Source organism: Pseudomonas sp. 1 R 17 (assembly GCF_900067035.1).
Taxonomy (GTDB): Bacteria; Pseudomonadota; Gammaproteobacteria; order Pseudomonadales; family Pseudomonadaceae; genus Aquipseudomonas; species Aquipseudomonas marginalis.
In genome coordinates this window covers 90,004-112,423 of record NZ_FKLB01000047.1, presented here as the reverse complement: position 1 = coordinate 112,423, position 22,420 = coordinate 90,004, and the positions used below count along the sequence as shown (strand labels likewise).

Here is a 22,420-nt window from a genome sequence, read left to right as displayed (position 1 = left end):
GAGTTTGCATGCGCTCGTGTCACCTTGACACCTGAAAGGGACGCGCCATGTCGATCATCAGCAGCACCTCGCACACCGCCAGCAGCTCCGCCACCCTCAGCCAACGCCTGACCGCCGCCATCGGTGCGTCGATCCTCGGCGCGTGCCTGGTGTACTTCGCCGGTTTCTCGCACATCGAGGCGGTGCACAACGCTGCCCACGATACCCGCCACAGCGCCGCGTTCCCGTGCCACTGAGGCCTGCCGACATGATCAAGCGTATTGCGCAAACCGCAGGGTTCACCGGCCTGCTGGCCGCCCTGCTGCTGACCCTGCTGCAAAGCTTCTGGGTCGCGCCGCTGATTCTGCAGGCGGAAACCTTTGAAAAGGCCCCGGCCGCGACTGAAGTGGCCCATGAGCACGCCGCTGGCGCCGCCGCACACACCCACGACGCCGAAGCCTGGGAGCCGGAAGACGGCTGGCAGCGCGTGCTGTCGACCACCGGCGGCAACCTGGTGGTGGCCGTCGGCTTCGCCCTGATGCTGGCCGGCCTCTACACCCTGCGCGCACCGACCCGCACGACCCAAGGCTTGCTGTGGGGCCTGGCCGGTTACGCGACCTTTGTGCTGGCGCCCACCCTGGGCCTGCCACCGGAGCTGCCGGGCACTGCCGCCGCTGACCTGGCACAACGGCAGATCTGGTGGATCGGCACCGCTGCCTCCACGGCGGCCGGGATTGCGCTGATCGTGTTTGGTCGCAACTGGCTGCTGAAAGTCCTGGGCGTGGCGATCCTGGTGGTGCCGCATGTGATCGGTGCACCGCAGCCGGAAACCCATTCGATGCTGGCGCCGGAAGCCCTCGAAGCGCAGTTCAAGATCGCTTCGCAGTTGACCAACGTGGCGTTCTGGCTGGCCCTTGGCCTGATCAGTGCCTGGTTGTTCCGCCGCAACCGCGACGATCAATACTCGGCATGACCCTGGTGGTCGGCCTGGGTTGCCAGCGGGGTTGTGATGTCGACACCCTGCTGGCGCTGTTCGACAGCGCCCTCGCCGCAGGCGGGATCGAGCGTCAGCGTGTCAGCGCGCTGGCCAGTATTGACCGCAGGCAGGATGAGCCCGGATTACTCGCCCTGGCCCGGTTGCTCAACCTGCCGTTGCAGCGTTTCAGCGCCGGGCAACTGGCGGCTTATGAAGCTAGGCTGAGTCACCGGTCCACGGTCGCCTTCGCCCATACCGGCTGTTACGGCATCGCCGAAAGTGCCGCCCTGGCCCTGGCCGAACAGCTCTGCGGCGGCCCTGCCCGTTTGCTGATCACCCGCCAGAAAAACGCCCAGGCCACCTTTGCATTGGCCGGCGCCGGCTAAAATCCCGATAATCGCCCATCCCGATCATGAGCAATCTTCATGCTCGCCCGTTTTTCCACAGGAATCCTCCATGACCGTCTACTTCATCGGCGCCGGCCCCGGCGATCCGGAATTGATCACCGTCAAAGGCCAACGCCTGATCCGCAGTTGCCCGGTGATCATCTATGCCGGCTCGCTGGTGCCGGCGGCGGTGCTGGAGGGTCATCAGGCGCAACAGGTGGTCAACAGCGCCGAACTGCACCTGGAACAGATCATCGAACTGATCAAGACCGCCCACGCCAACGACCAGGATGTGGCCCGCGTGCACTCCGGCGACCCGAGCCTGTATGGCGCGATTGGCGAGCAGATCCGTTACCTGCGCGAGTTGGGCATCCCCTTCCAGATCATTCCCGGCGTCACCGCAGTGGCCGCCTGCGCAGCGTTGCTGGAGACCGAACTGACCTTGCCGGACATCGCCCAAAGCGTGATCCTGACCCGCTACGCCGATAAAACCCGCATGCCGGCCGGAGAGGACTTCGACAGCCTGGCCCGGCATGGCACCACCATGGCGATTCATCTGGGGGTCAACCATTTGGACAAGATCGTCGCCGAACTGCTGCCGCACTACGGAGCAGACTGCCCGATTGCCGTGGTACACCGGGCGACATGGCCGGATCAGGATTGGGCCGTCGGCACGCTCAGCGATATTGCCCACAAAGTCGCCGCCAAGGGCTTTCGGCGTACGGCGTTGATTGTGGTAGGTCGGGTACTGGCGAGTGATAGTTTCAGTGAGTCGTCGTTGTATCGGGCAGGGCATGCGCACCTTTATCGACCTTGATGATTTACTTCAAAAAATCAAAGCAATCCATTGATTTAAATGACTAAATACAAAAAATTTTGGAGGGGGCTTGCCCCCTCCCACACTTAATCCTACTTGTTAGATAGATGGCATAACTGTTTGAATTTTAATAATAAAAAACGACGCTCACGGGCGCCGTTTTTTGTTCGCAGTGAACACCTTAGTAGTAGGCGTTTTCTTTCTGCGTGTGGTCTGTCACGTCACGGACGCCCTTGAGCTCCGGAATACGCTCGAGCAAGGTCCGCTCGATGCCCTCGCGCAGGGTCACGTCTGCCTGGCCGCAGCCCTGGCAGCCGCCGCCGAACTTCAATACGGCAATGCCGTCTTCGACGACGTCGATCAGGCTGACCTGACCACCGTGGCTCGCGAGCCCAGGGTTGATCTCGGTTTGCAGATAGTAGTTGATGCGCTCGTTGACCGGGCTGTCGGCGTTGACGTTCGGCACCTTGGCGTTGGGCGCCTTGATGGTCAATTGGCCGCCCATGCGGTCGGTGGCGTAGTCGACCACGGCATCGTCCAGGAAGGCTTCGCTGAAGTTGTCGATATACGCGGTGAAGCTTTTCAGCCCCAGGGCGGTGTCTTCAGGTTTCTCTTCACCGGGCTTGCAGTAGGCGATGCACGTCTCGGCGTACTGGGTGCCAGGCTGGGTGATAAAGACGCGGATGCCGATACCCGGGGTGTTCTGCTTGGACAGCAGGTCAGCCAGGTAATCGTGGGCGGCGTCGGTAATGGTTATGGCAGTCATGGAAACTCCTCACAGGCTTGCCGGCAGTTTACGCCAAAATATTACGCAGGTACAAAGTCCGAGTAATTTTGTCGGAAAAGACGCTGACCTCTGTCAGAGGTTTTCATAACGGTTCATATCCAGCACCCCCTCTTCCACCGGCGTCGTCTCGCGGATGTACTGGGACAAATCGTGGAAATACTGCCAGAACAACGGGTGGCTGCGGCGCACGCCCCAGCGGTCGACAATTTTCTCAAAGCGATTGGCGTCCTTGGCCCGCTCCATTTCGGCGACGAATTCGGGCACTTCCTGGGCAGGGATGTTGAACATGAAGTTCGGGTAACTGCTGAGCACTCCAGGGTAAAGGGTCAGTGTGTCCAGGCCCGGCTGATAGCGATAAGCCTCGCCCAGCAGAAATGCCACGTTACTGTGAGCACGATTGCGCAGCAGGCTGTAGACCACGCGCTTGCCGCTGGCGGTTTCGACGCGCAGCATCGTCGCTTCGGGTAACTGGTCAATCACCTTGAGCCCCGCCGCAGGGCGTGAAGTCAGGCGGCTGAGCGCCTGTTCGGCGTCCTGCAGCGCCGGGTCGATACCGTCGCGCGAACAAAACGCGCCCCCGCAACGGTTGATCGGATCCGGGCTGGCATTCAGGTCACCGTAGCGGGCAAGCAACTGGTTGGCGAAGTCGCGCTTGGGGTCCTTTTTATCCAGGTGCAAGGCAGTAGGCGTGTCGTCGTCGATGGCTTCGTAATCCAGCCACAGCTTGATCTTGCCGCTGTTCTGGTACCAATCATCCATAAACGCATCGCGGCTATCGGCCGGCATCAGGCGCAGGAAGTTCTGCTCGGCACCGTTGCGGATCAGGTCGAAGTACAGCCGGGTCTGGGCCTGGTGCGATACGTTGCCGAACACATCGAAATTGACCACCAGTTGGTAATAGGTGCGCTCGAGCAACGGATAGTCGAACAACCACAGTGTCTGCGGGACTTCACCAATCAGGCCCTTATTGACCGAGGCGCTGTCGAAGTGGCGGAAGATGCTTAACAGGGCATTGTCATTGCCGGCCCACAGGGTCGACCAACTGGGTGCCGGCAACTCGGAATAGCTGTCTCGCCGCAGGGCTTCGTACTGGTTGCGCTTATCGCGGTATTCGAGCCACAGGCTGAGCACACTGCCCACATCGTCATTCTGCCCTGGCATCGCCAGCAACGGCGTGACCTGGCCGCGATAGCGCGCATCGGTGACGTACAGGTCGTGGTCGGGCGCCTGGAACAACGCCCAGAAATTGTCGCGGATCACGTCCGTGGCAATTTGCCCGCGGCACACCGGCCCGCGAATAAACGTGCGCACAAAGTATTCGGCGTTATCCAGCATGAACTGGTAACGCGCCTGGGCCGGAATCGCCTCGAAAGTCTCGAAAGGGTTGGCCCGCCGGCCGGGGCCGTAGCCGGGCAAGGCGCTGACCTGCCAGTCGCCGCTGTAGAACAGGGCTTTGATCCGCGCCATTTTCTCCGCGCTGAGGGGGTAGGTGATGTGGGTCTTGTGGACGATCACCCCTTCCACGGGCCACAGGCGGTAGTACACACGGGTGCCGGGATCGTCATTGGGGCGGCGGGTATTGATCAGGTCAATCGGCTGGCCGCTGGGGGTACGCGAGCGCACCCACTGGAAGAAATGCCCAGGCTCACCGTCTTCGAAATACAGATGCGCAATGAACAGATGCTCGAACAACCAGCGGGCCACCAGGCTTTCCCGCGCGCCGGGGGCGTTGAGCAGGTTCTCCCATCGCAGCACCTGTGCGGCTTCCCGGGCGCTGGGGGCCACGCCTTGCTGGTCAATCGGTGCACCAGAGGCCAGCCAGCGTTGCAGGGTCTGGTACTGCTGGTCACTCAGGCCGGTGACCGCCAACGGCATGCCCTCCTTGGGATGGGCACCGGCATAGGCGTTGAACTCGCCGGGTGTGGCGCACATGTTTTCGCGGTTCAGGCCCAATACGATCTCTTCGGGCAGCCTGGCATTGGGCTTCAGCGCTGCGGTATGCCCCAGCTCCAGCATGCGCGCCATCAGCGCCGCCTGGCTGCCCTGGGCGTCGAGAACCGAATAAAAACCCTTCTGCTGCCACGCCTGCTTGCCGAAGGCGTCATAGAACAAGCGCGTGGTGGGTGTGGCCTGGCTGCGCTCGCCGTCGTACACCGGCACTTTGGTCGCACCGCGCGCCGCGCCCTCGGCACTGCCCAGGTTCAGTTGGCAGGCCGAGTCGTAGCACGCATGGCAAGCCACGCACTTCTCGGTGAAGATCGGTTGAATATCGCGCGTATAGGAGATCGCCTGAGGGGGACCTTCCGCCAGAGCGGTACTGGCTATCAATGCCAGGACGGCGCTGACGATAAGACGAAGTGACATGTATCCGGTCCCGATTCAATACGTGCGATTTATAAGTCGCGGTGATTCTACCGGGCCATGCCCCCTCTCAACATGAGCGATATTCATGCAAAACCCGGACATGCCGCAAATCCGCACAGGTTTGTTATGATCCACGCCCTCCGTAATGCCTGACCAGAGTAGTCCCATGTCCGATCGTAGCGCTCGTCTGCAAGCCCTTCACCACGCCCTCAAGGAACGCATCCTGATCCTCGACGGCGGCATGGGCACGATGATCCAGAGCTATAAACTGGAAGAACACGACTACCGCGGCAAACGCTTCGCCGACTGGCCGAGCGACGTCAAGGGCAACAACGACCTGCTGGTGCTCACCCGCCCGGACGTGATCGGCGGGATCGAGAAGGCCTACCTGGATGCCGGAGCCGACATCCTCGAAACCAACACCTTCAACGCCACCCGTATCTCCATGGCCGACTACGGCATGGAAGAACTGGCCTATGAACTGAACGTCGAAGGCGCACGCCTGGCGCGCAGGATCGCCGATGCCAAGACCGCCGAGAACCCGGCCAAGCCGCGTTTCGTCGCCGGCGTCCTCGGCCCGACCAGCCGCACCTGCTCGCTGTCGCCCGATGTGAACAACCCCGGCTACCGCAACGTCACCTTCGATGAACTGGTGGAGAACTACACCGAGGCCACCCAAGGCCTGATCGAGGGCGGTGCCGACCTGATCCTGATCGAGACCATCTTCGACACCCTCAACGCCAAGGCCGCGATCTTCGCCGTGCAGGGTGTGTTCGAAGCGCTCGGTATCGAATTGCCGATCATGATCTCCGGCACCATCACCGACGCCTCCGGCCGTACCCTCTCGGGCCAGACCACTGAAGCCTTCTGGAACTCGGTCGCCCACGCCAAGCCGATTTCCGTGGGCCTGAACTGCGCCCTCGGCGCCAGCGAGCTGCGCCCGTACCTGGAAGAGCTGTCCAACAAAGCCAATACCCATGTGTCCGCGCACCCCAACGCCGGCCTGCCCAATGAATTCGGCGAGTACGACGAATTGCCGTCGGAAACCGCCAAGGTCATCGAAGAGTTCGCCCAGAGCGGCTTCCTCAATATCGTCGGCGGCTGCTGCGGCACCACCCCGGGCCATATCGAAGCCATCGCCAAGGCCGTGGCCGGCTACGCGCCGCGCACCATCCCAGACATCCCCAAGGCCTGCCGTCTGTCGGGCCTGGAGCCGTTCACGATTGATCGCAGTTCGTTGTTCGTCAACGTCGGCGAGCGCACCAACATCACCGGTTCTGCGCGTTTCGCCCGCCTGATCCGCGAGGACAACTACACCGAAGCCCTGGAAGTCGCCCTGCAACAGGTGGAAGCCGGCGCCCAGGTGATCGACATCAACATGGACGAGGGCATGCTCGATTCGAAGAAGGCCATGGTGACCTTCCTCAATCTGATTGCCGGCGAGCCGGACATCTCCCGCGTACCGATCATGATCGACTCCTCCAAGTGGGAAGTGATCGAAGCCGGCCTCAAGTGCATCCAGGGCAAGGGCATCGTCAACTCCATCAGCATGAAGGAAGGGGTCGAGCAGTTCATTCACCACGCCAAGCTGTGCAAGCGCTACGGCGCCGCCGTGGTGGTGATGGCGTTCGACGAAGCCGGCCAGGCCGACACCGAAGCGCGCAAGAAGGAAATCTGCAAGCGCTCCTACGACATCCTGGTCAATGAAGTCGGCTTCCCGCCGGAAGACATCATCTTCGACCCGAACATCTTCGCGGTCGCCACCGGCATCGAAGAGCACAACAACTACGCCGTCGATTTCATCAACGCCTGCGCCTATATTCGCGACGAGCTGCCGTATGCGCTGACCTCCGGTGGCGTGTCCAACGTGTCGTTCTCGTTCCGTGGCAACAACCCGGTGCGTGAGGCGATCCACTCGGTGTTCCTGCTGTATGCGATCCGCAACGGCCTGACCATGGGTATCGTCAACGCCGGCCAGTTGGAGATCTATGACCAGATCCCGGCCGAGCTGCGCGATGCCGTGGAAGATGTAGTCCTCAACCGCACCCCGGAAGGCACCGACGCCCTCCTCGCCATTGCCGACAAGTACAAGGGCGACGGCAGCGTAAAAGAAGCCGAGACCGAAGAATGGCGCGGCTGGCCGGTCAACAAGCGCCTGGAACACGCGCTGGTCAAGGGCATCACCACCCATATCGTCGAAGACACCGAAGAATCGCGGCAGTCGTTCGCGCGCCCGATCGAAGTGATCGAAGGCCCGCTGATGTCCGGCATGAACATCGTTGGCGACCTGTTCGGCGCCGGCAAGATGTTCCTGCCCCAGGTGGTGAAATCCGCCCGCGTGATGAAGCAGGCCGTGGCCCACTTGATCCCGTTCATCGAGCTGGAAAAAGGCGACAAGCCGGAAGCCAAGGGCAAGATCCTGATGGCCACGGTGAAGGGCGACGTGCACGACATCGGCAAGAACATCGTCGGCGTGGTACTCGGCTGCAACGGCTATGACATCGTCGACCTCGGCGTAATGGTGCCGGCCGAGAAGATCCTGCAGGTGGCCAAGGAGCAGAAGTGCGACATTATCGGGCTGTCCGGCCTGATCACGCCGTCCCTGGACGAGATGGTGCATGTGGCCCGCGAGATGCAGCGCCAGGATTTCCACCTGCCGCTGATGATCGGCGGTGCGACCACCTCCAAGGCGCACACGGCGGTGAAGATCGAGCCCAAGTACAGCAACGACGCGGTGATCTACGTCACCGACGCCTCCCGTGCGGTGGGCGTGGCCACGCAGCTGCTGTCCAAGGAATTGAAGGCCGGCTTCGTCGAGAAGACCCGCCTGGAATACATCGACGTGCGTGAGCGCACCTCCAACCGCAGTGCGCGCACCGAACGCCTGAGCTACCCGGCGGCCATCGCCAAGAAGCCGCAGTTCGACTGGAGCACCTACGCGCCGGTCAAGCCAACCTTCACCGGTTCCAGGGTGCTGGACAATATCGACCTCAACGTCCTGGCCGAGTACATCGACTGGACCCCGTTCTTTATCTCCTGGGACCTGGCCGGCAAGTTCCCGCGCATCCTGACCGATGAAGTGGTGGGTGAAGCCGCCACCGCGCTGTACGCCGACGCCCAGGAAATGCTCAGGAAACTGATCGACGAAAAACTCATCAGCGCCCGTGCGGTGTTCGGTTTCTGGCCGACCAACCAGGTGCAGGACGATGACCTGGAAGTCTACGGCGAAGACGGCCAGCCGATTGCCAGGCTGCACCACCTGCGCCAGCAGATCATCAAGACCGACGGCAAGCCGAACTTCTCCCTGGCCGACTTCGTCGCGCCCAAGGACAGCGGCGTGACCGACTACATCGGTGGTTTCATCACCACCGCCGGCATCGGCGCCGAGGAAGTGGCCAAGGCCTACCAGGACGCGGGTGACGACTACAACTCGATCATGGTCAAGGCCCTGGCCGACCGCCTGGCTGAGGCCTGTGCCGAGTGGCTGCACCAGCAGGTGCGCAAGGAACACTGGGGCTACGCCAAGGACGAGCAACTGGACAACGAGGCGCTGATCAAGGAGCAGTACAGCGGCATCCGCCCTGCCCCCGGTTACCCGGCGTGCCCGGACCACACCGAGAAAGCCCAGTTGTTCCAACTGCTCGACCCCGAGGCCCGCGAAATGCAGGCTGGGCGCAGCGGCGTGTTCCTCACCGAGCACTATGCGATGTTCCCGGCGGCGGCGGTCAGCGGCTGGTACTTCGCCCACCCGCAGGCGCAGTACTTTGCCGTCGGTAAGGTCGACAAGGACCAGGTGACCAGCTACACCGCGCGCAAGGGCCAGGACCTGGCCGTGACCGAGCGCTGGCTGGCGCCGAACCTGGGCTACGACAACTAAGCCGGCCTGGATTGTCTATGCTGTCCCTCACACACCTTGTGTCGAGGGACGTATGGACGATCCAGTCAACAACAAGCCGCCGACCTTCTGGCAGATGCTCCACAGCGTCATGGCCGCTGCGTTTGGCGTGCAGAGCGGCAAGAATCGCGCCCGCGACTTCACCCACGGCAAGCCCAGCCACTTCGTGATCCTGGGCATTCTGTTCACAGCAGTATTCGCCTTGACGCTGTTCGGCATCGTCAAACTGGTGCTGCACCTCGCCGGCGTCTAGCGCAGCAGCAGGTGCAGGCTGAACGGGTAACGATAGGACACGGGCTTGTCCTGGGCGGACAACGCGCGGAAATTCACCGACGGTGTCGGCCCCAACAAGCGCCGCGCCTGGCCGGCATCGATCAATTGGAATAGCGCCAACTGCCGGTCGCGTCCGCCATAGGCGCCAATGTCCAGGCCCTTGGCATCGTCATGGACCAACACCATGGCCCAGCCGCCCACGGTGAAATGCCCGGCGACCAGGGACGACAAGCGTCCATCCAGGCGTGCCTGCAGGATCTCCGGCGAGCTGTTGACCGCGCTGAACAGCACGTCCCTGCCCGGTAACCGCCCACTGCCCTGCAGCGCCTGCATGGCGCCCAGCGCCATCTGATCGTTGGCCGACCACACCAGCGCCGTCTGCGGGTAGCGCTTGAACAGTTGCGTCGCTTGTTCGAAGGCGCGTTCGCGGTTCCATTCGCCGTAGACCAACTGACGCAGGCGCACCTCGGGATGCTCGGCCAGCGCCCGACGCATGCCGCGCTCACGCAATTGCGCCCCCGGGGTGGACTTGGTCCCGGAAAACGCCAACAGGTCGAGGGGCTCGCCCGGCGCAACCGGACCGTGCTGGCGCAACAGATCACGGAGCATCAGGTAGCCAGCCTGTTCATCGTCAGCCACCAGGCTGCCGATCAAACGGATGCCACGGCGGGTTCCCAGCAATTGCGCCTGATCGGATGTCAGCGCGCTGTTCACCAGCAGCAGCTTGACGCCACTGCCCTCGGCCATGCGCAGGATCTGCGGTGCAACGTACTGCTCATTCACCAGCACCAGGTAATCGGGCCGCTGGCTGCCTTGCAGCACCTCTCGCGCCTGAGCCAGCGTGTTGCCGGCATCACGCTCGCCATAACGCACGCGCAAGTCCAGGCCGAGGTCCTTGGCGGCGGCCTGCATGAATTGCGCGTAGCTGACCCAGAAGGTTTCCGTCGACATGCCCGGGTTGAGAAACACCACCGACGTTGCATGAGCCATCACCCCATACGTCGATCCCAGCAACCAGACACACGTAATCAACACCTTCAACATGGATGCTTGAGCCTCGAAAATAGGCCGCCATGATAGTGGCAATGCCTGAACCAATCGAGGCTCAATCAACGTCCTTTATTGGTGGCTGACCCAGAAAACGGCCGTTCCCACCACCAGAATGATCAGGAACAGAATGGCCCAGGCATCAACGGTACTGTCAGGTTTACGGGCTTTGGTCGGATTGCTCATTGCATCGCCTCTTGTCGGTTTTATAGGTGATTGCACTCAAACACGATCACAGTAAAGTTCACGATTGCCCGCATGACAAATGTGGGTATCGCGATAACCTTTCTCATTAGTCATTTTGGTTATGTGCATATACTCAAACATCACTTTTGCGCATAAACGCAAACTGGTATCGTGCGCCGGCTCCGTTGGGAGTGCGCGGCCGTGCGCGCAGATTTGCCGAGAACAGGACCTATATGTACGTATACGACGAATACGATCAGCGCATCATCGAGGACCGCGTCAAGCAGTTCCGTGATCAGACCCGACGCTACCTAGCAGGTGAACTGAGCGAAGAAGAGTTCCGCCCTCTGCGCCTGCAAAATGGCCTTTATGTCCAGCGCTTTGCGCCGATGCTGCGGGTGGCCGTGCCTTATGGCCAACTGACTTCGCGCCAGACCCGCATGATGGCCAGGATTGCCCGCGACTTCGACAAAGGCTATGCCCACATCAGTACCCGCCAGAACGTGCAGTTCAACTGGCCGGCCCTGGAAGATGTGCCGGACATCCTGGCTGAACTGGCCACCGTGCAGATGCACGCCATTCAGACCAGTGGTAACTGCCTGCGCAACGTGACCACCGACCAATTCGCCGGGGTTGCCGCCGACGAGCTGATCGACCCACGCCCGTGGTGTGAAATCGTCCGCCAGTGGACCACCTTCCACCCCGAATTCGCCTACCTGCCACGCAAGTTCAAGATCGCCATCAATGGCTCGACCTCGGACCGTGCCGCCATCGAAGTACACGATATCGGCCTGGAGCCGGTGTACAACGCGGCTGGCGAGCTGGGTTTCCGTGTCCTGGTGGGTGGCGGCCTGGGCCGTACCCCGGTGGTCGGTGCGTTCATCAACGAGTTCCTGCCGTGGCAGGACCTGTTGAGCTACCTCGACGCCATCCTGCGGGTCTACAACCGCTACGGCCGTCGCGACAACAAATACAAGGCGCGGATCAAGATCCTCGTCAAGGCATTGACCCCTGAGGTGTTCGCCCAGAAAGTCGATGCCGAGATGGAGCACCTGCGCGGCGGCCAGACCACCCTGACCGAAGCCGAAGTGCACCGTGTGGCCAAGCACTTCGTCGATCCCGAGTACAAGGCCCTGGGCAATCAGGATGCCGAGCTCGCAGCGCTCGACCTGCAGCACCCGGGCTTTGCCCGCTGGCGCACCCGCAACACCCTGGCGCACAAAAAGCCGGGCTATGTGGCGGTGACCCTGTCGCTGAAACCGACCGGTGTGGCACCGGGCGACATCACCGACAAGCAGCTGGACGCCGTCGCCGACCTGGCCGAGCGCTACAGCTTTGGCCAACTGCGCACCTCCCACGAGCAGAACATCATCCTCGCGGACGTTGAGCAGAGCCAACTGTTCACCCTGTGGGGCGAACTGCGCGAAGGCGGTTTCGCCACGCCGAACATCGGCCTGTTGACCGACATCATCTGCTGCCCGGGCGGCGATTTCTGCTCCCTGGCCAACGCCAAGTCGATCCCGATTGCCGAATCGATCCAGCGCCGTTTCGACGACCTGGACTACCTGTTCGACATCGGCGAGCTGGACCTGAACATCTCCGGTTGCATGAACGCCTGTGGTCACCACCACGTCGGCCATATCGGCATCCTGGGCGTGGACAAGAAAGGCGAAGAATTCTACCAAGTGTCCCTGGGTGGCAGCGCCAGCCGCGATGCGAGCCTGGGCAAGATCCTCGGCCCGTCCTTCGCCCAGGAAGCCATGCCCGAGGTGATCGGCAAGCTGATCGACGTGTACATCGAACAGCGCACCGAAGATGAGCGTTTCATCGACACCTACCAGCGCATCGGCATTGACCTGTTCAAGGAGCGCGTCTATGCAGCGAATCATTAAGAACAACGAAGTCCTCGACGAAACCTGGCACCTTTTGCCCAAGGACGCGAGCTTCGACGGCATTTCCAACTGCGACGACCTGATCGTGCCGCTGGCGCTGTGGCGCGAACATGGCCACGCCCTCAAGGCTCGCGACGGCGGCCTGGGTGTGTGGCTGGACGCCGATGAAGAAGCCGAAGAGATCGGCGCTGACGTGGAACACTTCCAGGTCATTGCCCTGAACTTCCCGGCCTTCACCGACGGTCGCAACTATTCCAACGCACGCTTGCTGCGTGACCGCTACGGTTACAAAGGCGAGCTGCGGGCCATTGGCGACGTGCTGCGCGACCAGCTGTTCTACCTGCGCCGTTGCGGGTTCGATGCCTTCGCCTTGCGCGCCGACAAAGACCCGTACGAGGCGCTGGAAAGCCTCAAGGACTTCTCGGTGACGTACCAGGCAGCAACGGATGAACCGCTGCCGCTGTTCCGTCGTCGCTGAGTATCAAATGTGGGGTGGGGGGTTGCTCCCGTGACGGCTCGGGAGCTGACGACTCTCTAACTGATGCCCCGCGCTAAATGTGGGAGGGGCGGTGCGACGATTCGACTTGCCCCCGATGGCGGCCTCTGGGCCGACCATGTGCTTGGGTTGGAATGAGTACATATCCGTTGCTGCGGCAACGGCTACTTAGGGTTCCGCTCTTACAGCGGGTCACTTTTGGAAGAGCGCCAAAAGTCCACCAAAAACGCTTCGCCCCACCACTCGGCACCTCGCCCAGGCTCGGTGTGCCCGTAATCCGACAGCGATTTGGGGGGCCGCCGCCACGCGCCATCCATGGCGCGGGGCGGCTAAACCGGCATCCCTGCCGGTTTACCCCCCAAATCACTATCGAATTCCGGCCAGCGTGGTTTAACGGGGCGCCTGAGATCAAGATCAAGATCTAAAGCAAGATCAAGGGCGGCTCGCTTCGCATCGTGGTTAGCGTTGGCTGCTACGTTGTGTAGATACCTATGCTCATCGAAGCTTTTTCAGGCACCGATCTTAATCGATGCCAGCACCTGCTTCTGCCCCATGGAGCACGGCACGCCTTCCGGCTGCGCCCGGACCGCCTCGATCACGCCCAGCAACTGCGCCTTGCTATGAGCCAACTGCGCCTGCATTGCCACCGCCCTCACCCTGGAACCGCAACTGATCAAACACTGGCACGAGGGGCGCGACCTCAACCCGCAACTCAAACCGATCAGTTGGCAGCGCAAACCCTTGGCCGCTCTCGCGACCCTGGCCGTGGTGCGTGACCAGATGCGCCGCCTGAGCCGCGGCCGCTTGCCCGATGCCAAGGTAGCACCGTGGCTGGCGCTGGTGCGCGACCAGTGGTTTATCGCCCGGCGCACCCGGCAATACCGCGCAACCATGACGCAATCTTCACATTAAAGGCGGAGCATTCGCCGTGATCGAACTGTCCCCTATTGATCAGCCGCTTTTAACCTCACTGACGATTGGAGTTCTTCATGGCGAAAATCAACCTGGCCCAGCAATTGGCGACCACCCTTGAACAGGCGGGGATCAAGCGCATCTGGGGCCTGACCGGCGACAGCCTCAACGGCCTCACCGACGCCCTGCGCACCATGGACAGCATCGAGTGGATGCACGTGCGCCACGAAGAAGTCGCCGCCTTCGCCGCCGGTGCCGAAGCGGCGGCCACGGGTGAACTGACGGTGTGCGCCGGCAGCTGCGGGCCGGGCAACCTGCACTTGATCAATGGCCTGTTCGATTGCCATCGCAACCATGTGCCGGTGCTGGCGATTGCCGCACAAATCCCCTCCTCCGAGATCGGCCTGAACTACTTCCAGGAGACCCATCCCCAGGAACTGTTCAAGGAGTGCAGCCACTTTATCGAGCTGGTCACCAACCCCGAACAGATGCCGCACGTGCTGCACCGTGCCATGCGTTCGGCGGTCCTCAACCGCGGCGTGGCGGTGGTGGTGATTCCGGGGGACGTATCGTTGCTGGAAGTCGAAGACAAGCTCAAGCCCTGGCCGGCCCTGCACGCACCGCGCACCCTGCCGGCGGAACAGGACCTGCAGCGCCTGACCGAGATCCTTGAAAGCAGCGAGAAAGTCACCCTGCTGTGCGGCAGTGGCTGCGCCGGTGCCCACGATCAAGTGGTGGCCCTGGCCGACACGCTGGGGGCACCGGTGGTGCACGCCCTGCGCGGCAAGGAGCATGTGGAATGGGACAACCCATTCGATGTGGGCATGACCGGGCTGATCGGCTTCAGCTCCGGCTACCACGCCATGCTCGACTGCGACACGCTGATCATGCTCGGCACTGACTTTCCGTACCGCCAGTTCTACCCCGCCGATGCCAAAATCATCCAGGTCGACCGCAACCCGCAGGCTCTGGGCCGTCGCGCCACGCTGGACCTGGGCATCGCTGCCGATGTGAGCGAGACCCTCGACGCGCTGCTGCCGCGCCTGACCCGCAAGACCGACCGCAGCTTCCTCGAGACCTCGCTGAAGCACTACGAAAAAGCCCGCCAAGGCCTGGACGACCTGGCGCAACCGTCAAAGGCCAACCGGCCGATCCACCCGCAGTACGTGGCGCGTTTGCTCAGCGAACTGGCGGACGACGATGCAATCTTCACAGCCGACGTGGGCTCGCCGACGGTGTGGGCGGCGCGCTACCTGAAGATGAACGGCAAGCGTCGCCTGATCGGCTCGTTCAACCACGGCTCCATGGCCAATGCCATGCCCCAGGCGATCGGTGCGCAGGCAGCCTTTCCTGGGCGCCAGGTGATCTCGATGTCCGGCGACGGCGGGTTTGCCATGCTGATGGGGGATTTCATTTCACTGGCGCAGCTGAAATTGCCCGTAAAAGTGATCGTGTTCGATAACTCGTCCCTGGGCTTTGTCGCCATGGAAATGAAGGCCGCAGGTTATCTGGATGCCGGCACCGAGCTGAAAAACCCGGACTTCGCCGCCATGTCCAACGCCATGGGCATCCTCGGCATTCGCGTGGAGCAATCCGAAGACCTGGAACCGGCCCTGCGCCGCGCCCTGGCCCATGATGGCCCGGTGCTGGTGGATGTGGTGACGGCCACCCAGGAACTGGTGATGCCGCCGAGCATCAAGCTGGAACAGGCCAAGGGCTTCAGCCTGTACATGCTCAAGGCGGTGATGAGTGGGCGTGGAGATGAAGTGATCGAGTTGGCGCGGACTAACTGGTTGCGCTGATCCAACACTGAGGGAGGGGGCACGCCCTAAATCCAGTCAGTTAAACCTGTAGTGAGCGGGCTTGCCCCGCGCTGGGCTGCGCAGCAGCCCCAAAACACAGCCCCGGACCTGCCTGGCACACTGCAGCGCTCTTATTGGGGCTGCTGCGCAGCCCAGCGCGGGGCAAGCCCGCTCACCACAGTTACAGTGTTCATCCTTAACTGACTGGCGTCAGGGCTTGCCCCTCCCACAGTGGACAATGGCGCAGATTCAAGCTGTCTGTTTTTCTACCCATTTGCCGTAGGCGTCAATAAATGCCTGCAGGAACGGCCTGGTCTTTTCCGACACCTTGCCGGCGTCATCGAACACGCTGCCCGCTCCGCCCAGGTAGGCTTCCGGCTGCTGCATGCATGGCACATCGAGGAACACCAGGGACTGGCGCAGATGGTGGTTGGCGCCAAAACCGCCAACGGCGCCCGGGGATACGCTGATGATCGCCCCCGGCTTGCCGCTCCAGGCGCTTTGGCCATAAGGACGGGAGCCGACGTCAATCGCATTCTTCAACGGCGCGGGTACGGAGCGGTTGTACTCCGGTGTCACAAACAACACCGCGTCGGATGAACGTACCTGCCGACGGAAAGTACTGTAGGCTGCGGGCGGCGATGCCCCGTCGATGTCCTCGTTGTAGAGCGGCAAATCGCCAATTTCCACAATGTTCAACTTCAGGTTGGCGGGGGCCATTTCGGCCAGTGCCAGGGCGACCTTGCGGTTGATCGAGTCTTTTCTCAGGCTGCCAACCAGGACGGCAATCGTGTAGACCTTGCTCATTGGGTTTCTCGACGTCTGACTAAGGGAGCTTGTAGTTATAAAGGCTTCGCAGTGCGTTCACCAGAAGGTTTTGATAATCCTCCAGACGTTTGGCCCGCGATTTGATGCGTAGGAACCGTCTGAAAATGTCAGCGAATAGTATTTTTTTTCAATAGGTAAACTCCCCCTCTTTATGACGGTCTACAGCACCGCGAATTGAGTGTTTATCTCCAGAGGTTCTAAACAGATGGCAGCAGTACTAGTCGGACAGTTTCATGCCAGAGACGCAGAAGGACGCGTGTATTCGGTGCATGAGTTCCAGGAATCCAACCCGGCGCAAGGCGACCTGGCTGGCTCGGCACCCACCACCACCTACAAGCTGGCCATTGGCGACCGGGTAGAAAAACTCGAAGGCGATGAGTTCAAGCTGATTCAGTCGGGGACCATTATCGTCCGCGAATCGCAGACCGTCCTCGCCTCATAAGCTTGATCGCCCAGGCGTACCTGCTCAGTCCCGGCCATTGACGGCATCGACTGGGCCGGGCGGTCACGGGCTGCGAATTTCCGTCACTTCAAGCCCCGACTCACCGTCCACTTGCTTGAGCGTCACCATCAACCGGCCCCGCTCGCCTTCCACCGCGTACATCACCCGCCTGTAGCCCGGCGAGTTGTACCCCGGATACGCCACCACCTGCTTGACCTGCGTCATGCCCAGCACCGTGCCGACCTGCGCGGCGACTGGCTCCTGGGCACGGATAAATGCCTCAAGCGTGAGGTTTTCCGGAGCTGATTCATCGTGATTGCTGAAGAGATAAGCAGCCACGCACCCTACGGTCACCAGGACCAGCAGTTGCTTGACCGTTACCCCGAGAACTGTCGAGGGCAGAGGCATAGGAGACCAGACCTGTTTTTGTTGTATGTGCCGGTAATCGGCATTGGTCGTTGATGATCAGACTCGCCATTCTAGTGAGGTCCTGGCTGAACGCCAGCGACATACGCGACCCACACCGTCTTTTTTGCGCACGACGGCATGCACCATTGAATCCCCACAGCGCTGCACATAGACTCCGGCCATGCGTTTACGTCATATCGAAGTGATTCAGGCCATCCTGCAGACCGGACACCTCGGCACCGCCGCCGAATGGTTGCAACTTCCCGTGGGCGATGTAGACGCGGCACTCAAGGAGGCCGAGCGGCAATTGGGCTTCATGCTGTTTGCCAGTGTGCGCGGGCGTTTGCAGGCGACACGGGAAACCCTGGAGTTGCAGGCAGAAATAGCCCATGTGTACGAAGCCCTGGAACCGGTGCAACGCCTGGCCAGCCGCTTGAAACACCATCACGCCCCCACCCTGCGCGCCTTGTGCACGCCGCCCCTGGCCAATCAACTGCTGCCCCAGAGCATCGCGCTGCTGCGCCGACGCTTCCAGGACACGCCGTGCAACCTGTCGAGCCAGCCAACCCGGGAAATCGTGCGCAGCCTGCTGCTGCACGAGGCCGAGGTGGGCCTGAGCCTGCATGACCCGGAACATCCGCAAATCCACAGCACGGTGCTGGCCCAAGGCAAATTGCAATTGCTGGCGCCCCACGGCTGGCTCAAGCCCAAGCAGAAGTACATTGCGCTGCAGGACCTGGCCGGGCAAGCGATGATCGGGCTCGAAGGACACGACCCGCTCAGCCGCCTGCTGGACGCCAAGCTGCAAGCCCTGCGCCCGCTGCCGGTGGTGCAGACACGGGTGCAGACCTACCAGATGATGCGCAGCATGGTGGAAGCCGGCGAAGGCCTGGCGATAGTCGACCCATTCACCGCGTTTGGCGCGCGTGAGGCGGGTTTGGATACATGCCCGGTATCGCCGCCGATCCTGGTCAGCCTATATGCGCTGACACTCAAGGATGGCGTGACCTCGCCTGCGCTGAATGCGTTGCTGGAGATCGTCACGCAAAAGGCCCAGGGCCTGCTGGAAAGTTAACGCCGCTCGGCGTCGGTCTTGAACAATCGATACCAGAAAATCGCCACTTCACGGGTTTGCGGGTCGATGCCGCGATAGCGCAGGTGATCGATCCCGCCCATCACGTAGCCGCAACGCTCATACAGACGGCAGGCACCCAAGTTGTTGTTCTGGGTTTCCAGCATCATGCCCGGCAGGTTTTTCTTGCGGCTCCAGAACTGCGCCACATCCAGCAGCGCCTTGGCCACCCCGTGCCGACGGGCAGGCAAGGCCACCGCCAGCTCGTCAACGTGGGCAAAGCCGTTCCAATTGGTGCTGACCACGATATGCCCGACCGCACGATCATCCAGGTAGGCCATGAAGATCGCACTGTCCGGCGCATCGCGAAAACTGGCGAATTCTTCCGGGTCGATGCCATAGCACTTGCGGTACGGCACGATGCGCTCCACGGGCCATTGATCGACCCGCCTGCCCATCTCCGGCACGCCATAGGCACTGACCTCAAAGCTGAAATCATTGCCCCACACGTAGGCGTCGAAGCCCTCGTCGGCGACCCGCACACTGAGCCCTGGATACTTCGGGTTCATTACAGCTTGCATAAACATCCTTAACCCTTGATGCAATCGACGGTGTAACAACGACCACTGCCGTCATCTTCGTGTTGTAACCCGTGAACATCGGCAACAAAACCGGGGAAACTGCTATCGAACGTCCGGGCAAACGCCAGGTAGTCGATGATCGAGCGGGTCGACTCGGTAAAGCGCTCGCCCGGCATGATCAACGGAATGCCCGGCGGATAAGGCACCAGCATCACGGCTGCAATGCGTCCTGGCAAGGCATCAATGGACACGGCCTCCACTTCGCCCCTTACCAATTGGTCATAGGCGTCGGCGGGTTTCATCGCGATTTCCGGCAACACCGTGTACATGCGCTTGAGGTGCCTGGCGGTGGCGTTGCTGCGGTAACAGCCGTGCAATTGATCGCACAGGTCGCGCAAACCCAGGCCCTGATAGCGCGCCGGGCCCTGGGCAAACACCGATGGCAAACAACTGACGAGGCTGACATTCGCGTCGTAACTGCGCTTGAACTCCAGCAACTCGGTGAGCAAGGTACTCCATTTGCCCTTGGTGATGCCCATGGAAAACAACACGAGGAACGAATACAGCCCGGTCTTTTCCACCACCAGCCCACGCTCCCAGAGGAATTTGCTGACCACCGCGGCGGGAATCCCATGCTCGCTCAAGGCACCGCCGGCCGTGAGGCCGGGCATCACCAGGGTCACTTTGATCGGGTCCAGCAGCACGTAGTCTTCGGCCACGTCACCAAAGCCGTGCCAGTCATCCTGCGGCTGCAACAGCCAATCCTCCGTGGCGACGCGGTCGATGCCCGCCACCGACGGCGGCTGCCAGATGGAGAACCACCAATCTTCGGCGGCGATATGCTGGCGCAGGTTGGCCAGGGCGCGGCGAAAACTCAGGGCCTCGTCGAACATTTCCTGCAGCAGCGAGCGCCCGGCCGGGCCTTCCATCATCGCCGAGGCGACGTCCAGCGAAGCAATGATGCTGTACTGCGGCGAAGTGGAGATGTGCATCATGAAGGCTTCATTGAAACGGTCGCGGTCCAGTTGACGCGCGCCGCCGTCCTGCACATGGATCATCGAGGCCTGGCTGAACGCCGCCAGCAGCTTGTGGGTGGAGTGGGTGGTGAACACCAGCGGGCTGTCCGGGGTACGCGAGGTGCCCATGCCGTAGCGCCCGGCAAAGAACTCGTGGAACGCCGCATAGGCGTACCAGGCTTCATCGAAGTGCAGCACCTCGACACTGTTGCCCAATTGCTGCTTGATCAGCTCGGCGTTGTAGCACAGGCCGTCGTAGGTGGAGTTGGTGACCACGGCCAGCTTCACCTTGGGGGGCCGGCCGCGGGTCAAGGGGCTGGCGTCGATCTTGGCGCGGATCGATTCCGGGCTGAACTCGCTCAGGGGAATCGGACCGATGATGCCCAATTCGTTGCGCTCCGGGCACAGGTACAGCGGGATGGCACCGGTCATGATGATCGAATGCAACACCGACTTGTGGCAGTTGCGGTCCACCAGCACCAGGTCATCGCGCCCGACCATGGAGTGCCAGACGATCTTGTTGGCGGTGGACGTGCCGTTGATCACGAAAAAGGTATGGTCGGCGCCGAAGTTGCGCGCGGCGCGGGCTTCGGCTTCGGCCAGGGGCCCGGTGTGATCCAGCAGCGAGCCCAGTTCGGGCACCGAGACCGACAAGTCCGAGCGCAGGGTGTTTTCCCCGAAGAACTGATGAAACGCCTGCCCCACCGGACTTTTGCGATAGGCCACGCCACCGCCATGGCCGGGGGTGTGCCAGGAATAGTTGGAGTCGGCGGTGTGTTGCACCAGCGCCTTGAAGAATGGCGGCAGCAGGCCATCCAAATATGTGCGGGCAGCACGGGCCACCTGGCGGGCGAGAAACGGTACGGTGTCTTCGAACAGGTAGAGAATGCCGCGCAGCTGGTTGAGTTCGCTCATGGCATCGGCCGGGGCGTTTTCCAGGGTGACCTGCTCGCCCAGGGCAAAAATCGGCAGGTTCGGCGCCCGCAGGCGGGCCAGGCGGATCAGCTCGACCATGTTTTGCAGCAGGTGGGTATTCTCACCGGCGCCTTCGGCGGCGATCAGCATGCACGCCAGGCCGTGATGGGTCGACGCCACCAGCCGGCCTTCGGCGTAGTCCACGGCGGAAAAGATACTGAAGCCCTCTTGTTCCAACTCCCGGGCGATGCCCCGAACCCGGTCGCCGGCAACGGTGTCGGCCTTGATGTCGCGGTGCACGATAAGCACGGGGAACTTCAGGTCTTTGTACATGAGGGCGTGTAGTCCTGAGGGCTATGCACTCAAGGGTAGAAGCTCGGGGACGATGACGCGAATGAAGATTCTGAAAGCAATGGAGGTCAACCCTGGGAGGGGGCTTGCTCCCGATGACGGTATGCCAGCTCATATTTGATTGGCTGATACACCGCTATCGGGGGCAGGCCCCCTCCCACATTTTGATCATACCTACGCAGGGCTATTGTTGTGTTAGCTGGGTCCACAACGCCGGCGCCCCCGCCGACTTCGCAATAGCCTCCAACCGCGCCGCATGCTCGGCCAGATCCTGCTCGCTGGCGCGAATGATGGTGGTGGGCTTGCGATCGGCCGGCAGGCGGCGGATTTCCGAAGGGCGGTTGCCCGAGCCTTCCGCCGAGCCAGTGCCGTCGGAGGCATTGCCGGCCAGGGACAGGCTGGTCTGCCCGCCGGTCATGGTCAGGTAAACGTCGGCGAGAATCTCGGAGTCGAGCAAGGCGCCGTGGAGTTCACGGCCGGAGTTGTCGACGCCATAACGTTTGCACAAGGCATCGAGGCTGTTGCGCTGGCCCGGGTGACGCTCACGGGCCATCATCAAGGTGTCGAGGATCGAGCAGTGCTTGGAAATATCCGCACGATCCGTCTGCCCCATCAGGGCAAACTCGTTATTGATGAAGCCGACGTCGAACGCCGCGTTATGGATGATCAACTGGGCGCCGTTGATGAATTCGAAGAACTCATCGGCCACTTCGGCGAAACGCGGCTTGCCCTTGAGGAACTCGTCGGTGATGCCGTGGACGCCGATGGCGCCTTCGTCACTGTCGCGGTCCGGTTGCAGGTAGACGTGGAAGTGACGACCGGTGAGGCGCCGACCCATGAGTTCGACACAGCCGATTTCAATGATCCGGTGGCCGTCGGTCACCGGCATGCCGGTGGTTTCGGTATCGAGTACAACAGATCGGATGGCCATCAGGGTTCAGCTCTCAACGGTGTGGTGTGCAGTGTGGTGTGAGTCAAGGAGCGCGATGTTAACA

General features: G+C 61.8%; 19 protein-coding genes and 2 pseudogenes. 12 read left to right on the top strand and 9 right to left on the bottom strand.

Annotation, left to right across the window (positions count from 1 at the left end; translation table 11 throughout):
* Window positions 1-47 precede the first annotated feature (47 nt).
* The 4 genes from BFP99_RS16775 to cobM all read left to right on the top strand — a co-directional run bounded on the left by BFP99_RS16775 (window position 48) and on the right by cobM (window position 2,158).
* Window positions 48-236, top strand: coding sequence for a CbtB domain-containing protein (locus tag BFP99_RS16775; protein ID WP_027606475.1), 189 nt, complete (start codon window positions 48-50; stop codon window positions 234-236).
* 11 nt (window positions 237-247) lie between these two features.
* Entirely contained in the window at window positions 248-952 is a 705-nt protein-coding gene (locus BFP99_RS16770; protein ID WP_065927904.1) for a CbtA family protein, read from the top strand.
* The gene (locus BFP99_RS16765; RefSeq protein ID WP_065927905.1) at window positions 949-1,341 is read left to right on the top strand and encodes a cobalamin biosynthesis protein; all 393 of its coding nucleotides are present in this window, start codon (window positions 949-951) and stop codon (window positions 1,339-1,341) included. Before BFP99_RS16770 ends, BFP99_RS16765 begins: the two co-directional genes overlap by 4 nt.
* A 70-nt stretch (window positions 1,342-1,411) precedes the next feature.
* Window positions 1,412-2,158: a precorrin-4 C(11)-methyltransferase gene (cobM, locus tag BFP99_RS16760; RefSeq protein ID WP_065947745.1), complete on the top strand. Its 747-nt coding sequence runs from the start codon at window positions 1,412-1,414 to the stop codon at window positions 2,156-2,158.
* Between the two features lie 181 nt (window positions 2,159-2,339).
* Here the strand turns inward: cobM and nfuA are convergent, their stop codons facing one another.
* Entirely contained in the window at window positions 2,340-2,924 is a 585-nt protein-coding gene (gene nfuA, locus BFP99_RS16755; RefSeq protein WP_017136914.1) for a Fe-S biogenesis protein NfuA, read from the bottom strand.
* A gap of 93 nt (window positions 2,925-3,017) precedes the next feature.
* Window positions 3,018-5,309 (bottom strand): fatty acid cis/trans isomerase, encoded by a 2,292-nt coding sequence (locus BFP99_RS16750; RefSeq protein ID WP_065947744.1) that lies wholly within the window; start codon window positions 5,307-5,309, stop codon window positions 3,018-3,020.
* A 166-nt stretch (window positions 5,310-5,475) separates the two neighbouring features.
* Between BFP99_RS16750 and metH the strand changes: the two genes are divergently transcribed.
* Both metH and BFP99_RS16740 read left to right on the top strand, forming a co-directional pair.
* Entirely contained in the window at window positions 5,476-9,186 is a 3,711-nt protein-coding gene (gene metH, locus BFP99_RS16745; RefSeq protein ID WP_065947743.1) for a methionine synthase, read from the top strand.
* 52 nt (window positions 9,187-9,238) lie between these two features.
* Window positions 9,239-9,457, top strand: a complete 219-nt coding sequence (locus tag BFP99_RS16740; RefSeq protein WP_027606482.1) for a DUF2970 domain-containing protein — start codon at window positions 9,239-9,241, stop codon at window positions 9,455-9,457.
* Here the strand turns inward: BFP99_RS16740 and BFP99_RS16735 are convergent.
* The gene (locus tag BFP99_RS16735) at window positions 9,454-10,521 is read right to left on the bottom strand and encodes an ABC transporter substrate-binding protein (protein WP_065927909.1); all 1,068 of its coding nucleotides are present in this window, start codon (window positions 10,519-10,521) and stop codon (window positions 9,454-9,456) included. The genes BFP99_RS16740 and BFP99_RS16735 overlap by 4 nt on opposite strands.
* Window positions 10,522-10,943: 422 nt before the next feature.
* Here BFP99_RS16735 and BFP99_RS16730 point away from each other — a divergent pair, with 422 nt between their 5' ends.
* Both BFP99_RS16730 and BFP99_RS16725 read left to right on the top strand, forming a co-directional pair.
* A complete protein-coding gene (locus BFP99_RS16730) occupies window positions 10,944-12,602 on the top strand; it encodes a nitrite/sulfite reductase (RefSeq protein WP_065947742.1) in 1,659 nt (552 codons plus the stop codon).
* Entirely contained in the window at window positions 12,586-13,080 is a 495-nt protein-coding gene (locus BFP99_RS16725; RefSeq protein WP_003235539.1) for a DUF934 domain-containing protein, read from the top strand. Before BFP99_RS16730 ends, BFP99_RS16725 begins: the two co-directional genes overlap by 17 nt.
* Window positions 13,081-13,607: 527 nt before the next feature.
* Here the strand turns inward: BFP99_RS16725 and BFP99_RS32205 are convergent.
* Window positions 13,608-13,739 (bottom strand): annotated as a pseudogene (locus tag BFP99_RS32205) (MerR family transcriptional regulator); the annotation flags it as partial.
* Between BFP99_RS32205 and BFP99_RS32200 the strand changes: the two are divergent.
* A pseudogene (locus BFP99_RS32200) lies at window positions 13,732-14,010 on the top strand (2,4-dienoyl-CoA reductase); the annotation flags it as partial. The pseudogenes BFP99_RS32205 and BFP99_RS32200 sit on opposite strands and share 8 nt — an antisense overlap.
* A 77-nt stretch (window positions 14,011-14,087) precedes the next feature.
* Entirely contained in the window at window positions 14,088-15,812 is a 1,725-nt protein-coding gene (gene poxB, locus BFP99_RS16720) for a ubiquinone-dependent pyruvate dehydrogenase (protein ID WP_065947741.1), read from the top strand.
* 249 nt (window positions 15,813-16,061) lie between these two features.
* On the opposite strand, the gene BFP99_RS16715 is transcribed toward poxB, so the two are convergent.
* Window positions 16,062-16,619 (bottom strand): NADPH-dependent FMN reductase, encoded by a 558-nt coding sequence (locus BFP99_RS16715; RefSeq protein WP_065947740.1) that lies wholly within the window; start codon window positions 16,617-16,619, stop codon window positions 16,062-16,064.
* A 226-nt stretch (window positions 16,620-16,845) separates the two neighbouring features.
* Between BFP99_RS16715 and BFP99_RS16710 the strand changes: the two genes are divergently transcribed.
* A complete protein-coding gene (locus BFP99_RS16710) occupies window positions 16,846-17,082 on the top strand; it encodes a hypothetical protein (RefSeq protein WP_065927911.1) in 237 nt (78 codons plus the stop codon).
* Between the two features lie 63 nt (window positions 17,083-17,145).
* On the opposite strand, the gene BFP99_RS16705 is transcribed toward BFP99_RS16710, so the two are convergent.
* Window positions 17,146-17,490 carry a hypothetical protein gene (locus BFP99_RS16705; RefSeq protein WP_065927912.1) on the bottom strand — a complete coding sequence of 115 codons (345 nt, stop codon included), beginning with the start codon at window positions 17,488-17,490 and terminating at the stop codon, window positions 17,146-17,148.
* A gap of 181 nt (window positions 17,491-17,671) precedes the next feature.
* Here BFP99_RS16705 and BFP99_RS16700 point away from each other — a divergent pair, with 181 nt between their 5' ends.
* The gene (locus BFP99_RS16700; RefSeq protein ID WP_065927913.1) at window positions 17,672-18,565 is read left to right on the top strand and encodes a LysR substrate-binding domain-containing protein; all 894 of its coding nucleotides are present in this window, start codon (window positions 17,672-17,674) and stop codon (window positions 18,563-18,565) included.
* Here the strand turns inward: BFP99_RS16700 and BFP99_RS16695 are convergent.
* The 3 genes from BFP99_RS16695 to dnaQ form a co-directional block, all read right to left on the bottom strand.
* Window positions 18,562-19,131 (bottom strand): GNAT family N-acetyltransferase, encoded by a 570-nt coding sequence (locus BFP99_RS16695; RefSeq protein WP_027606492.1) that lies wholly within the window; start codon window positions 19,129-19,131, stop codon window positions 18,562-18,564. The genes BFP99_RS16700 and BFP99_RS16695 overlap by 4 nt on opposite strands.
* 20 nt (window positions 19,132-19,151) lie before the next feature.
* Window positions 19,152-21,407: an Orn/Lys/Arg family decarboxylase gene (locus BFP99_RS16690; RefSeq protein WP_065927914.1), complete on the bottom strand. Its 2,256-nt coding sequence runs from the start codon at window positions 21,405-21,407 to the stop codon at window positions 19,152-19,154.
* Window positions 21,408-21,609: 202 nt separating this feature from the next.
* Window positions 21,610-22,350: a DNA polymerase III subunit epsilon gene (gene dnaQ / locus BFP99_RS16685; protein WP_176718769.1), complete on the bottom strand. Its 741-nt coding sequence runs from the start codon at window positions 22,348-22,350 to the stop codon at window positions 21,610-21,612.
* Window positions 22,351-22,420: the final 70 nt, after the last annotated feature.

What these genes read in the sequence shown, in the direction of transcription:
- BFP99_RS16775 (WP_027606475.1), top strand. Translation starts at nt 48, where the DNA reads ATGTCGATCATCAGCAGCACCTCGCACACCGCCAGCAGCTCCGCCACC.
- nfuA (WP_017136914.1), bottom strand. Translation starts at nt 2,924, where the DNA reads ATGACTGCCATAACCATTACCGACGCCGCCCACGATTACCTGGCTGAC.
- BFP99_RS16705 (WP_065927912.1), bottom strand. Translation starts at nt 17,490, where the DNA reads ATGCCTCTGCCCTCGACAGTTCTCGGGGTAACGGTCAAGCAACTGCTG.
- BFP99_RS16710 (WP_065927911.1), top strand. Translation starts at nt 16,846, where the DNA reads ATGGCAGCAGTACTAGTCGGACAGTTTCATGCCAGAGACGCAGAAGGA.
- metH (WP_065947743.1), top strand. Translation starts at nt 5,476, where the DNA reads ATGTCCGATCGTAGCGCTCGTCTGCAAGCCCTTCACCACGCCCTCAAG.
- BFP99_RS16730 (WP_065947742.1), top strand. Translation starts at nt 10,944, where the DNA reads ATGTACGTATACGACGAATACGATCAGCGCATCATCGAGGACCGCGTC.
- BFP99_RS16765 (WP_065927905.1), top strand. Translation starts at nt 949, where the DNA reads ATGACCCTGGTGGTCGGCCTGGGTTGCCAGCGGGGTTGTGATGTCGAC.
- BFP99_RS16750 (WP_065947744.1), bottom strand. Translation starts at nt 5,309, where the DNA reads ATGTCACTTCGTCTTATCGTCAGCGCCGTCCTGGCATTGATAGCCAGT.
- BFP99_RS16690 (WP_065927914.1), bottom strand. Translation starts at nt 21,407, where the DNA reads ATGTACAAAGACCTGAAGTTCCCCGTGCTTATCGTGCACCGCGACATC.
- BFP99_RS16735 (WP_065927909.1), bottom strand. Translation starts at nt 10,521, where the DNA reads ATGTTGAAGGTGTTGATTACGTGTGTCTGGTTGCTGGGATCGACGTAT.
- poxB (WP_065947741.1), top strand. Translation starts at nt 14,088, where the DNA reads ATGGCGAAAATCAACCTGGCCCAGCAATTGGCGACCACCCTTGAACAG.
- BFP99_RS16715 (WP_065947740.1), bottom strand. Translation starts at nt 16,619, where the DNA reads ATGAGCAAGGTCTACACGATTGCCGTCCTGGTTGGCAGCCTGAGAAAA.
- BFP99_RS16700 (WP_065927913.1), top strand. Translation starts at nt 17,672, where the DNA reads ATGCGTTTACGTCATATCGAAGTGATTCAGGCCATCCTGCAGACCGGA.
- BFP99_RS16770 (WP_065927904.1), top strand. Translation starts at nt 248, where the DNA reads ATGATCAAGCGTATTGCGCAAACCGCAGGGTTCACCGGCCTGCTGGCC.
- cobM (WP_065947745.1), top strand. Translation starts at nt 1,412, where the DNA reads ATGACCGTCTACTTCATCGGCGCCGGCCCCGGCGATCCGGAATTGATC.
- BFP99_RS16725 (WP_003235539.1), top strand. Translation starts at nt 12,586, where the DNA reads ATGCAGCGAATCATTAAGAACAACGAAGTCCTCGACGAAACCTGGCAC.
- BFP99_RS16740 (WP_027606482.1), top strand. Translation starts at nt 9,239, where the DNA reads ATGGACGATCCAGTCAACAACAAGCCGCCGACCTTCTGGCAGATGCTC.
- BFP99_RS16695 (WP_027606492.1), bottom strand. Translation starts at nt 19,131, where the DNA reads ATGAACCCGAAGTATCCAGGGCTCAGTGTGCGGGTCGCCGACGAGGGC.